The sequence below is a fragment of the Nonomuraea sp. NPDC050790 genome (assembly GCF_044456745.1).
In the GTDB taxonomy this organism is placed as follows: Bacteria; Actinomycetota; Actinomycetes; order Streptosporangiales; family Streptosporangiaceae; genus Nonomuraea.
Map to the genome: position 1 here is coordinate 329,946 of NZ_JBITGF010000010.1, position 12,300 is coordinate 342,245.

Annotated in this window: 11 protein-coding genes; 8 read left to right on the forward strand and 3 right to left on the reverse strand. The window is 71.0% G+C overall.

Annotation, left to right across the window (positions count from 1 at the left end; all coding sequences use genetic code 11):
• Positions 1-68: 68 nt before the first annotated feature.
• Both ACIBEJ_RS42215 and ACIBEJ_RS42220 read left to right on the forward strand, forming a co-directional pair.
• A complete protein-coding gene (locus tag ACIBEJ_RS42215) occupies positions 69-1,169 on the forward strand; it encodes a sensor histidine kinase (RefSeq protein ID WP_397188580.1) in 1,101 nt (366 codons plus the stop codon).
• On the forward strand, positions 1,166-1,771 hold the full coding sequence (locus ACIBEJ_RS42220; protein ID WP_397188581.1) for a DNA-binding response regulator: 606 nt from the start codon (positions 1,166-1,168) through the stop codon (positions 1,769-1,771). Before ACIBEJ_RS42215 ends, ACIBEJ_RS42220 begins: the two co-directional genes overlap by 4 nt.
• Before the next feature lies 1 nt (position 1,772).
• Here ACIBEJ_RS42220 and ACIBEJ_RS42225 read toward each other — a convergent pair whose 3' ends face one another.
• The 3 genes from ACIBEJ_RS42225 to ACIBEJ_RS42235 are packed head-to-tail and all read right to left on the reverse strand — an operon-like array spanning position 1,773 to position 4,869.
• Positions 1,773-3,062 carry an MFS transporter gene (locus ACIBEJ_RS42225; RefSeq protein ID WP_397188582.1) on the reverse strand — a complete coding sequence of 430 codons (1,290 nt, stop codon included), beginning with the start codon at positions 3,060-3,062 and terminating at the stop codon, positions 1,773-1,775.
• Complete coding sequence (locus ACIBEJ_RS42230) at positions 3,059-4,312, reverse strand: MFS transporter (RefSeq protein ID WP_397188583.1); 1,254 nt, start codon at positions 4,310-4,312, stop codon at positions 3,059-3,061. Before ACIBEJ_RS42230 ends, ACIBEJ_RS42225 begins: the two co-directional genes overlap by 4 nt.
• Positions 4,309-4,869 carry an ArsR/SmtB family transcription factor gene (locus ACIBEJ_RS42235; protein WP_397188584.1) on the reverse strand — a complete coding sequence of 187 codons (561 nt, stop codon included), beginning with the start codon at positions 4,867-4,869 and terminating at the stop codon, positions 4,309-4,311. The genes ACIBEJ_RS42230 and ACIBEJ_RS42235 overlap by 4 nt, the downstream gene beginning before the upstream one ends.
• A 71-nt stretch (positions 4,870-4,940) precedes the next feature.
• Between ACIBEJ_RS42235 and ACIBEJ_RS42240 the strand changes: the two genes are divergently transcribed.
• The 6 genes from ACIBEJ_RS42240 to ACIBEJ_RS42265 all read left to right on the forward strand — a co-directional run bounded on the left by ACIBEJ_RS42240 (position 4,941) and on the right by ACIBEJ_RS42265 (position 12,253).
• On the forward strand, positions 4,941-5,585 hold the full coding sequence (locus ACIBEJ_RS42240; protein ID WP_397188585.1) for a B3/4 domain-containing protein: 645 nt from the start codon (positions 4,941-4,943) through the stop codon (positions 5,583-5,585).
• 204 nt (positions 5,586-5,789) lie between these two features.
• Positions 5,790-9,443 carry a multifunctional oxoglutarate decarboxylase/oxoglutarate dehydrogenase thiamine pyrophosphate-binding subunit/dihydrolipoyllysine-residue succinyltransferase subunit gene (locus ACIBEJ_RS42245; RefSeq protein ID WP_397188586.1) on the forward strand — a complete coding sequence of 1,218 codons (3,654 nt, stop codon included), beginning with the start codon at positions 5,790-5,792 and terminating at the stop codon, positions 9,441-9,443.
• 59 nt (positions 9,444-9,502) lie between these two features.
• A complete protein-coding gene (locus ACIBEJ_RS42250; protein ID WP_184972535.1) occupies positions 9,503-9,679 on the forward strand; it encodes a DUF6104 family protein in 177 nt (58 codons plus the stop codon).
• A 90-nt stretch (positions 9,680-9,769) separates the two neighbouring features.
• Positions 9,770-10,573, forward strand: a complete 804-nt coding sequence (locus ACIBEJ_RS42255) for a DUF4097 family beta strand repeat-containing protein (RefSeq protein ID WP_397188587.1) — start codon at positions 9,770-9,772, stop codon at positions 10,571-10,573.
• A complete protein-coding gene (locus ACIBEJ_RS42260; RefSeq protein ID WP_397188588.1) occupies positions 10,570-11,274 on the forward strand; it encodes a helix-turn-helix transcriptional regulator in 705 nt (234 codons plus the stop codon). The genes ACIBEJ_RS42255 and ACIBEJ_RS42260 overlap by 4 nt, the downstream gene beginning before the upstream one ends.
• Positions 11,275-11,296: 22 nt before the next feature.
• Positions 11,297-12,253, forward strand: a complete 957-nt coding sequence (locus tag ACIBEJ_RS42265; protein WP_397188589.1) for a zinc-binding dehydrogenase — start codon at positions 11,297-11,299, stop codon at positions 12,251-12,253.
• Positions 12,254-12,300 lie beyond the last annotated feature (47 nt).

The window sequence follows — 12,300 nt, forward strand, 5'->3', positions numbered from 1 at the left end:
CGCATCTGCCCTTTGCGCGCGTCCGGCACGAGCGTAGAAGCATGCGAACCACCCCTAGACTCACGCCCGTGCACGTACGCCTGCGCCGCGCCAGGATCGCCACCCTGGCGACGCTCGGCATGGTGGTGATGTCCAGCGTCGCGCTGCCAGGCATCGGCGTGTTCAGAGAGCCCGATCCGGTCCGCGCCGCGCTGGGCGCCGTCGGCACACTGCTCTTCGCCGCCGCGCAGGCCGCCCTCCTGTACGCCACCGTCACCCCCGACATCTCCAGAAACGTCCAGCACCGGCTGGCCCAGGCGTTCTGCGTGGCCGCGCTGGCCTCGGTCCCGCTGGTCGGCCCCCTGGCCGCATCGCCGGAGGCGGGCCGCTGGGAGTCGTGGGCCTGGATCGGCGCCTCGATCCTCGCGACCGCGCCGGTGCTCGGCCGCCGGGCGCTCGTCCTCTCCACTGTCGCCGCGACGCTCGCCGCCGGCGCGCTGCTGGCCTGGTGGCACGGCGACATCGGCTACTTCACGATCACCGTCGCGGTCGGGCTCTGCTTCATCGCCGTCAACGGCCTGCACCTGTGGCTGTGGACGTTGCTCGTCGAGGCCGACGAGGGCAGGCAGGCCCAGGTCAGGCTGGCCGCCGCCGAGGAACGCCTGCGCTTCGCCCGCGACGTGCACGACCTGCTCGGACACGACCTTTCGGTCATCGCACTCAAGGCGGAGCTGGCCGAGCGCGATCCGGGTCGCGCCGCGCAGGAGGCCGCCGACCTGCGCCGCCTGGCCGCCGCGGCGCTGAGTGACCTGCGGCGGGCCGTACACGGCTATCGCGAGGTGGACCTGCGCGCGCAGCTCGCCGCGATCGAGAAGGTGCTGCGCTCGTCCGGCGTGCGCTGCACCGCGACCCTGCCCGCGGAGGACCTCCCGCAGGAGATCGCCGCGCTCCTCGCGCCCGTCGTGCGCGAGGCGGGCACCAACGTGCTGCGCCACAGCAGGGCCACCTGGTGCACCATCGACGTCACCCGGGAGGGCGTCACGGTGGCCAACGACGGCGCCGTCGAGCGCCCGGCCGATCCGCATTCGTCCGGTCTGCGGGGCCTGGCCGACCGGCTGGCCGAATCGGGCGGCACACTCCGCACCCGCCTCGAAGGCGGCGTTTTCACCCTGGAGGCGACACTCAGGTGATCAAGGTTCTGCTCGCCGACGACGAGGAGCTCATCCGCACCGCCCTGGCCGCGCTGCTCGGGCTGGAGCCCGACCTGGAGGTGGTCGCGCAGGCCGCCGACGGCCGCGCCGCGGTCCAGGCCGCGCTCTCGCACCGCCCCGACGTGGCCGTGGTCGACCTGGAGATGCCCGCGCTCGGCGGGCTCGAGGTCAGCGCCGAGCTGGCCGCCGCACTGCCGTCCTGCCGCGTGATCATCCTCACCGGGTACGGCAGGCCGCCCCTCCTCAAGCGTGCCCTGGACGCCGGAGCCAGCGGCTTCCTCCCCAAGGGCGCACCCGGCGGCGCGCTGGCCGACGTCATCAGGCGCGTGCACGGCGGCGCCCGCTACGTCGACCCCGAACTGGCCGCCGACGCCCTGACCGCCCCCGAGTGCCCGCTGACCCCGCGCGAACTGGACGTGCTGCGCCTGGCCGAGCTGGACACGCCGGTGGCGGTGATCGCCCGCCGTACCCACCTGTCCAACGGGACCGTGCGCAACTACCTGGCCGCCGCCGTGGCCAAGCTCGGCACCGCCACCCGCGCCGAGGCGTACCAGCTGGCCAAGCGGCACGGCTGGCTGTAACTCACACCGTCGCCCGCTCCCCGGCCGGCAGGCGGAAGAACAGCAGGCTCGACAGCAGCACCACCGCCGCCACCAGCCACCAGGCGGCCGACGTCCCCAGGCCCATGGCCAGCGGCGCCAGCGTCAGGTTGGCCAGCGCGGCGCCGCCGGAACCGGCCAGCGACGCGGCCGAGGCCATCGTGGCCCGCTCAGCGGCGGTGGCCCGGTGATGGCTGAGCTCCGCCCGCAGCACGCCGTACGCGCCCAGCCCGACGAAGAGCACCGCGTACGGCAGCCCCGCCAGCACCACGGAGCCCACTCCGGACGCTCCGCCGAGCAGAGCCGAAAGGGCCAGGCCCGCCAGCGAGAGCCCCGAGAGCACCAGCCCGGCGACCGCCCCCCGCACGGAACCCTCGGCGCCGCCCACGACGGCTTGTCTCCCGGCCAGTCTTCGCGCGAGCGCGGGAGCCAGGCCGCTGCCGAGCGCGCCGCCGGCGAACCCCACCGCCGCCACGACCGCGTAGGCGGTGGCCCCGAGCTCGACCGAGCCGGTGAGCGCGGCCAGATGACCGGGCACCAGCAGTTCGACGCAGGTCAGCGCCATCCCCACCACCGCCGACAGCAGGACGAGCCGCCGCAGCACCCCGTCGCGCACGGACACGCGCACCCCCGAGGCCACGGTGAGCGGCACGCCGCGCAGCACCTCGCCCAGCGGCACCCGGGGATGGGGCGGCTCCGGCAGCGCGACCAGCACGACACCAAGCCACACCAGCGCCGCCACGGCCCCGGCCAGCGGCGGCACGGCCAGCGCGGGCAGATCCAGCGGCAGGTTCAGCAGCGGCACGAAGCCGCCCGCCAGCACGCCGACGCCCAGCGCGACGTCCTCCATCATGTGCCCGCGCGCCAGCCCAGGCCGCAGGTCCGCCTCGGGTCCCTCGACCGCGTGCAGCGTGTCGACGTACCAGGCCTCCGCGGGCCCGCTGGACAAGGCCCTCGACACCCCGAGCACTCCACCGGCCAGCACGAACGCCCAGAACGAGGTGGCCGACACCAGCAGGCCCAGCGACAGCGCGGTGCAGGCGGCGGCCAGCGCGAGCACCCGCCGCCGCCCCATCACGTCGGCGAGCCCACCGGTCGGCAGCTCAAGGGCGGCGATGACCAGCGAGTACACGGTCATGACGACGCCCACCTGAACGATCGTCAGCCCCCGCTCAAGCATGAGCAATACCAGTGGGGCGATCATCAGCCCGGCAGGCAGCCAGGTCAGGAAGCTGACCAGCGCGTACCTGCGGGCGGCGGACCTGCTGTTCACACGGCCTCCCTCACGCGCTCGGGCAGCCGGGCGAACAGCAGGCTCGACAGCAGCAGCACCGCCGACACCAGCCACCAGGCGGCGGCCACGCCGGAGCCCGCGGCCAGCAGGCCGAGCGCCAGGTTGGACAGCGCGCCCCCGGCCTGCAGCGACAGGGAGCCGATCGAGGTGACGGTGGTGCGTTCCGCGGCGGTGACCGCGTCGTGGGTCATGGCCTGGGCCAGCAGCCCGGTGGCGCTGATCCCGGTGAACATCAGCACGTACGCGATCCCGGCGCTCACCAGCCCCGGCACGCCGTCCAGCCCGGCGGTGGCGGCCAGCGCGCCCAGTGACAGCGCCGCCAGCACGACGCCCGCGCTCGCGCCCCTGGCGTTGCCGCCGGCGATCCTGGCCAGGAAGGGCGCGAGGGAGGAGCCCACCGCGCTGCCCGCGAAGCCGACGGCGGCCACGAGGGCATAGGCGGTGGTGCCACGCTCCGCCGTACCGGCGAGGTCGGCCAGGCGTCCGGGGGTCAGCAGCTCGACGGCGGTGAGCGCCATGCCGTTGGCCATCGCGTAGATCATGAGACGCCGCAACCGCGGCCCCGCGGTGACCAGCCGCAGCCCCGATGCCACGGTCAGCGGCACCTCGCGCAACACCCCACCGAGCGAGCGACGCGCGTGCGGCGGTTCGGGGAGGACGAGCAGGACCACCACCAGGAGTACGGCGGCCGCCAACGCGGCGGCCAGCGGCGGCGCGGCGAGCGGCAGGATCGGCGCTCCCGGCGGCACGGCCAGCGGCAGGACCCCGCCCACCACCATGCCCGCGCACAGCGCGACGGAGCCCATGGCGCTGCCCCTGGCCAGTCCCGGCCGCAGGTCGGCGGCGGGGCCCTCGGTGGCGTGCAGGGTGTCGACGTACCAGGCTTCGGCGGGCCCGCTGGACAGCGCCCTGGCCACGCCCTTGAGCACGCCGGCGACCACGAACGCCCCGAGCGTGGTGGCGAAGGCCAGCGTCGTCATCGCGGCCACGCTGACGGCGGCCGAGGCGGCCAGGACCACCCGCCTGCCGACCACGTCGGACAGTCCGCCGGTGGGCAGTTCCAGCGCGATCGTGACGACGGAGAAGACGGTCACGGTCAGCCCGATCTCGGGCAGGCCGAGGCCGCGCTCGGACATCAGCAGCACCATCGGGGCCATCATCAGCCCGGGCGGCAGCCAGGTCAGGAAGCTGACCAGGGCATAGCGGCGGCGCGCGCTTAAGGGAGTCACGCCTCCAGCTCCCTTCTGGGGTATCCGGCCAGGAAGACCTGCGCCGACGCGGTCGAGGGGTCGTCGGCGTGGCGTTCTTCCAGCTCGTCGAGCAGGGCTCCGGCGCGGTCGAAGAACTCGCGCAGCCCCGCGGGCGGCAGTTTGATCAGGATGTCGGTCATGCCGCTCACCTCGGCCCACTCGGTGGACCACTCGTCCTCGTCGAACTCCTCGATGGCGCGGCCGAGCGCCTCCACCTGGCGCAGCTTCATGATCTTCAGGGCCTCGCGCCCCTGGGGCGTGGCGGCCATCTGGACGTTGTCCCAGGTCGTGTAGCTGTGGCGGGCGCGCCAGCGGCGTTCCCTGCCGTCGGTGGAGGGGTCCTCCTCGATGAATCCGTACTTGGCCAGCTCGCGCAGGTGGTAGCTGGTCGAGCCCGAGCTCTCGCCGACGCGGCGGGCGAGCTGGCTCGCGGTCGCGGGGCCGTCGGCGCGCAACATGCCGAGCATGCGCACCCGCAGCGGGTGCGCGACCACCTTGAGGACTTCTGGATCGGTGATCCGGTACCCGTCTCCCATGCCTTCACCCTAGACCGCAAAGGCAATTTTGCAAAGTGATTTTTGCGGTTGACGGCAATAAGCTGCCAGGCATGATTGAGCACATCCGGGTGGACGAGGCGATCTTCGAGCTCCGTCCCGACTTCGCGGTCCTGGTCATGACGGCCCACGGCATGAAGAACGGGCCCACCGACGACCGGGCGCGCGGGTGGCTGGCGGAGGCGTCGGCGCGGGCCGTACAGACCGAGAAGATCGACGCCTGGAAGGACGCCTACCGGGCGTTCGGCGCCAAGCCCCAGCGCACGCGCCCGAGTGTCGACGCGCTGACCCGCAGGCTGCCGCTGCCGGAGATCAACCGGATCGTCGACGCCTACAACTCCGTGAGCGTCACCCATGCGCTGCCGATCGGCGGCGAGGACCTCGACCGGTACGCGGGCCCGCCCCGGCTGGTCAGAGCCGCCGGCGACGAGGCTTCCGAGGAGGTGCTCGGGACGCCCGAGCCCGGCGAGGTGATCTGGCGCGACGACACCGGCGTCACCTGCCGCCGCTGGAACTGGCGCCAGGGAGTACGCACCCGGCTGACCGAGGAGACGGTGAACGGGCTGTTCCTGCTGGAGCGCCTGGAGCCGATGACCATGGAGGAGCTCAAGGTCGCCGGCGAGGAGCTGGCGGAGCTTCTGACCGCGCTCTCCCCCGGCGTGCGGATCACCAGCAGAGTCATCTCCGCCGGGAACTAAACCTCCTGTCAGCCTGTTGATACCAAACGGTAATATTGGCAACACCACCTGGATTGACTAGGGAGGCGTGACCTCTTTGGACTCTCCTGAGAGGATCAGTCGGGGCGCGGTGGTCACCCCGGCGCGCTCTGCCGGTCTGGGCGAGTAGCCTTGGACCGGTTCTCTAACATCAACGCCGATCTGCGGAAGAGGGCGATTTCCGCCGTGTCGTCTGAGTCGTCGCGGTCAAACCCGCTGGCAAGCTTTGGGCAAAACGAGTGGCTTGTCGACGAGCTGTACCAGAAGTACCTCCAGGATCCCGAGTCTGTGGACAAGGCCTGGTGGAACTTCTTCGCTGACTACAACCCTGACTACGGACCGGGCCGAACCCCGGCCAGGGAGGCGGCGAACGGCACCACGACCGCGCCCGCCCCCGCTCCAGCTCCCGCCAAGGCGCCGGCCAGCCCGGCGCCCGTGGCCGAGAAGCCGAAGCAGCCGGCCACGGCGGTGCCCAAGGGCGCCGAAGAGGTCAAGCTGCGCGGCGCCGCGGCCCGCACGGCGGCCAACATGGACCTGTCGCTGTCGGTGCCGACCGCGACGAGCGTCCGGGCCATCCCGGCCAAGTTGCTCATCGACAACCGCATCGTGATCAACAATCACCTGAAGCGGGGACGCGGCGGCAAGGTCTCCTTCACGCACCTGATCGGCTTCGCGATCGTCAAGGCGCTGAAGGCCATGCCGGAGATGAACTTCTCCTACACCGAGGTCGAGGGCAAGCCCACGCTGGTCAAGCCCGAGCACGTCAACTTCGGCCTGGCCATCGACGTCCAGAAGAGCAACGGCGAGCGCCAGCTCCTCGTGCCGTCCATCAAGGCGGCCGACGACATGGACTTCCGCCAGTTCTGGATGGCCTACGAGGAGATCGTCCGCAAGGCGCGCGGCAACAAGCTGGGCGTCGACGACTTCGCCGGCACCTCGATCTCGCTGACCAACCCCGGCACGATCGGGACGGTCCACTCCGTTCCGCGCCTGATGCCCGGCCAGGGCACGATCATCGGCGTGGGCGCGATGGAGTATCCGGCCGAGTACCAAGGCGCCGCGCCCGACACCCTGTCGCGGCTGGCGGTCTCCAAGGTCATGACGCTGACCAGCACCTACGACCACCGGATCATCCAGGGCGCCCAGTCGGGCGACTTCCTGCGCCAGATCCACCGGTTGCTGCTGGGCGAGGACGGCTTCTACGACGAGATCTTCGAGGCGCTGCGGATCCCCTACGAGCCGGTCCGCTGGGTCCAGGACATCTCCGCCTCCCACGACGACGACGTGGCCAAGTCCGCGCGCGTGATCGAGCTGATCCACGCCTACCGGGTGCGCGGCCACCTCATGGCCGAGACCGACCCGCTGGAGTACAAGCAGCGCAAGCACCCCGACCTCGACATCCAGTCGCACGGCCTGACGCTGTGGGACCTGGAGCGCGAGTTCGCGACGGGCGGTTTCGGCGGCCGCCCGCTGATGAAGCTGCGCGAGATCCTCGGCGTGCTGCGCGACTCGTACTGCCGCACGGTCGGCATCGAGTACATGCACATCCAGAACCCCGAGGAGCGGGCCTGGATCCAGGCCCGGGTGGAGAAGCCGCACGCCTCCCCCGACCGCGAGGAGCAGCTCAACATCCTCGGCAGGCTCAACACCGCCGAGGCGTTCGAGACGTTCCTGCAGACGAAGTTCGTCGGCCAGAAGCGCTTCTCGCTGGAGGGCGGCGAGTCCCTGATCCCGCTGCTCGACTCGGTGATCAGCGACGCCGCCGACGAGGACCTCGACGAGGTCGTCATCGGCATGGCCCATCGCGGCCGGCTCAACGTGCTCGCCAACATCGTCGGCAAGTCCTACGGGCAGATCTTCACCGAGTTCGAGGGCAACATCGACCCGCGGACCGCCCACGGCTCCGGCGACGTGAAGTACCACCTGGGCGCCTCGGGCACGTTCGTCGCCCCGGGCGGCAACACCATCACCGCCTCGGTCGTGGCCAACCCCTCCCACCTGGAGGCGGTCGACCCCGTGCTCGAAGGCGTCGTGCGGGCCAAGCAGGACCTCCTGGAGCGCGGCGAGGAGGGCTTCACGGTCCTGCCCGTCCTCATCCACGGCGACGCGGCCTTCGCCGGCCAGGGCGTCGTGGCCGAGACGCTCAACCTGTCGCAGCTTCGCGGCTACCGCACCGGCGGCTCCATCCACATCGTGGTCAACAACCAGGTCGGCTTCACGACCTCGCCCGCTTCCTCCCGAAGCAGCGTGTACGCCACCGACGTGGCCAGGATGATCCAGGCCCCGATCTTCCACGTCAACGGCGACGACCCGGAGGCGGTGGTCCGCGTGGGCCAGCTCGCCTACGAGTACCGCCAGGCGTTCCGCAAGGACGTGGTCATCGACCTGATCTGCTACCGCCGCCGCGGCCACAACGAGGGCGACAACCCCGCCTTCACCCAGCCGCTGATGTACGACCTCATCGACGCCAAGCGCTCCACGCGCAAGCTCTACACCGAGGCCCTGATCGGCCGCGGCGACATCACGGTCGAGGAGGCCGAGTCGGCGCTGCGCGACTACCAGGCCAAGCTGGAGCAGGCGTTCACCGAGGTCCGCGAGGCGGCCAAGCACCCGCGCGAGGACTCCGGCGAGCTGCGCGTGCCGCCCACCGAGGTCATCAAGTGGTCGCACGCGGACACGCCCACGGCGATCACCGACGAGACGCTCAAGCGCATCGTCGACACCCAGCTCAACCTGCCCGAGGGCTTCACCGTGCACCCGCGCCTGTCGCCGGTGCTGCAGCGGCGCGGCCAGATGGTCGAGCAGGACGCGATCGACTGGTCCATGGGTGAGGCGCTGGCGATCGGCTCCCTGCTGATCGACGGTCACCCGGTCCGCTTCGTCGGCCAGGACACCCGTCGCGGCACCTTCACCCAGCGCCACGCGGTGCTGGTCGACAGGATGACCGGCGAGGACCACACCCCGCTGAAGGCCTTCAACCACGGCACCACGAAGTTCTACGTCTACGACTCGCTGCTCAGCGAGTTCGCGGCACTGGGCTTCGAGTACGGCTACAGCGTGGTGCGCCCCGACGCCCTCGTGGCGTGGGAGGCCCAGTTCGGCGACTTCGTCAACGGCGCCCAGACGATCATCGACGAGTTCATCTCGTCCGGTGAGCAGAAGTGGGGCCAGAAGTCGGGCGTCGTCCTGCTGCTGCCGCACGGCTACGAGGGCCAGGGCCCCGACCACTCCAGCGCCCGCATCGAGCGCTTCCTGCAGGTCTGCGCCCTGGACAACATGACGGTCGTGCAGCCCACCACCCCGGCCAACTACTTCCACCTGCTCAGGTGGCAGGTGGAGTCGGGGCGGCACAAGCCGATGGTGGTCTTCACGCCCAAGTCGCTGCTGCGCCACAAGAAGGCGACCTCGAAGGCGGCCGACTTCACCTCGGGCACCTTCCAGCCGGTCATCGGTGACACCACCGTCGACCCGTCGAAGGTCACCAAGGTCGTCCTGACCTCCGGCAAGCTCTACTACGACCTGGCCGCCGGCCGGGACGCGTCGGGCCGCGACGACGTCGCGATCGTCCGCCTGGAGCGCCTCTACCCGTTCCCCGCCGAGGAGCTCACCGCCGAGCTCTCCCGGTACGGCGCGCAGGTCGAGCTGCTCTGGGCCCAGGACGAGCCGGTCAACATGGGGCCGTGGCCGTACCTCACGCTGAAGCTGGCGGAGGACCCGCAGCTTCTCGGCGGCCGGGCGCTGCGCCGGGTCTCGCGCACCCCCAACAGCTCCCCCGCGACCGGCTCCCACGCCTCGCACGACAAGGAGCTCGAGGAGATCGTGCACGAGATCTTCGGCTGATCGTTTTCCACCTGGAAGGCCCCCGCTCCGGCGGGGGCTTTCTGTTAGAACGGAGCACCATGTACTTCACCGATCGGGGGATCGAGGAGCTCGTCGAGCGCCGTGGCGAGGAGGAGGTCAGCATCCTCTGGCTCGGGGAGCGGCTCAAGGAGTTCGTCGATCTCAACCCGGAGTTCGAGACGCCCGTGGAGCGTCTGGCCACGTGGCTGGCCCGGTTGGATGACGACGACGAGTAGGCACGACCCGCCACACAAACGCGATACATCTTGAGTTTCTTGTTGTCGCGACATATCGTGTTAGGGGAGGAAACCTAACGCGGAGGGGTCATGGCTCACTGGACTATCGACGGGCCCGAGCAGCTCACGTTCGGACCGGTGGCGGCGCTCGACGTGCGCATCGTCGCGGGCAAGCTCAACGTGCTGGCCAGCGACGGGCCCGCGGCGCTCGAGGTGTCCGAGGTCGAGTCGGCCTCGCCGCTGATCGTCAGCTACGACGAGGAGGCCAGGGAACTGAGCGTCACCTACAAGGACCTCACCTGGGACGGCCTGCTCGGCTGGCTGCGCCGCGACCGGCGGCGCTCGGTGCTGACGCTCACCGTGCCGAAGACCTGCACGGTCAACGCCGGAGTCGTCTCCGCGCCCGCCGTGGTCGCCGGATTCGAGCGGCAGACGCAGGTCAGGAGCGTGTCAGGGGAGATCGTGCTCGACGGCGTGAGCGGCGACGTGAGCGCCACCACCGTCTCCGGCGACGTCGAGAGCCGCGCGATGGCCGGCGACCTGGCCTTCAAGAGCATCTCCGGCGACCTGACCGTCGCCGACGGGATACCACGACGGCTGAAAGCCAACACCGTGTCCGGCCGCATCACCGCCGACCTGGCGCTGCGGCCCACCGGCCACGTGACGCTCAACAGCGTCTCCGGCGGCGTCCTGGTCAGGCTGCCGGAGAACGTCGAGGCCGACGTCGCCGTACGCTCGACCTCCGGGCGCGTCGTCAGCACCTTCGGCCAGCTCGTCAACCAGAGCAAGCCCGGCTCGCAGTCGCTGTCGGGACGGCTCGGCGGCGGCATGGCCTCGCTCACGGTCACCACGGTCTCCGGCGAGGTCGCCGTGCTCAAGGGAGAGAAGGAATGAGTCCCGTCTTCGGCCACGGCCGCCTGCGGCTGTACCTGCTCAAGCTGCTGGAGGAGAGCCCGCGTCACGGCTACGAGGTGATCCGCCTGCTCCAGGACCGCTTCCTCGGCGTCTACTCGCCCTCCCCCGGCACCATCTACCCGCGCCTGGCCCGCCTGGAGGAGGAGGGCCTGGTCACCCACGAGGTGGTCGACGGCAAGAAGGTCTTCTCCATCACCGACAAGGGTCGCGAGGAGCTCAGCGAGCGCCTCGACGAACTGGCCGACCTGGAGCAGGAGATCTCCGCCTCGGTACGCGACATCGCCCGCGAGGTCAAGGAGGACGTCCGCGACACCGTCAAGTCGCTCCGCGAGGAGCTGACGAAGATGGCCAAGGACGTGCGTACCGGTCAGAAGGCCGACATGCGGCGCCTCAAGGAGGAACAGAAGCGCCAGTGGACCCAGAACATGAGCTCGTGGACGGGCGAGGGCGAGCGGCTCAAGCACGAGTGGCGGCGCATCTGGGGCGACATCTGGACCACGATCGGCGGCGTCCCCGGCAACCGGGTCGAGCTGGACAACGAGCTCGGCGAGATGCTCGCCGACTTCGTGGCGCAGGTGCGTGAGGAGGCTTCCGACAGCCACCTCACCCGCGAGCGCCTGGAGGAGGTCCGCAGGACCCTCGACACGGCCTCACGGCAGATCCGCGACTCGCTCGGCTGACGGGCTCCAGTAGGGTGCGGCCATGTTCGCCGTAACCGCCGCACAGACCGATCCCGACAACCCACTCGCCGGCCTGAGGCTCGGCGAGCACGCCGAACCCGAGGCGCCCGACGGGTGGACGACCGTCACGGTCAAGGCCACCGCGCTCAACCACCACGACCTGTGGACGCTCAAGGGCGTCGGCATCCGCCAGGACCGGCTGCCGATCGTGCTCGGCTGCGACGCCGCCGGCCTGGACAAGGACGGCAACGAGGTCATCGTCCACTCGGTGATCGGCTCGGGCGCCGACGAGACGCTCGACCCCAAGCGCTCGCTGCTGTCGGAGACCCACGACGGCACCTTCGCCGAGCGCGTGGCCGTCCCGAGGCGGAACCTGGTGCCCAAGCCGGCCGCGCTCACCTTCGAGGAGGCCGCCTGCCTGCCGACGGCGTGGCTGACCGCCTACCGGATGCTGTTCGACAAGGCCGGGCTGCAGCCGGGCGCGACCGTGCTGGTGCAGGGCGCCGGCGGCGGCGTGGCCACGGCGCTCATCGCGCTCGGCCGGGCCGGCGGCTACCGCGTCTGGGCCACCAGCAGGTCGCCGGAGAAGCGCGAGCGCGCCCTCGAACTCGGCGCCGACCAGGTCTTCGAGCCAGGCGCGCGGCTGCCGGAGCGGGTGGACGCGGTCATGGAGACCGTCGGCCAGGCCACCTGGGACCACTCGCTGAAGTCGCTCAGGCCGGGCGGCCGCATCGTGGTCTCCGGCGCGACCAGCGGCGCCGTCCCGCCCGCCGACCTGAACCGGGTCTTCTTCCTGCAGTTGTCCGTGGTCGGCTCCACGATGGGCACCAGGGACCAGCTCCAGCGTCTGGCCGTCTTCCTTGAGCAGACCGGCGTACGCCCCGTCATCGACAGGACGCTCCCCCTCAGTGAGGCGGCGGCCGGGTTCGCCGCGATGCACGAGGGCGAAATCTTTGGAAAGATCGTCTTTGCCGTCTAGGTAAGTACTGGGTTACTTTGGCCCCTTTTCGGGTGATACAAAGGAAA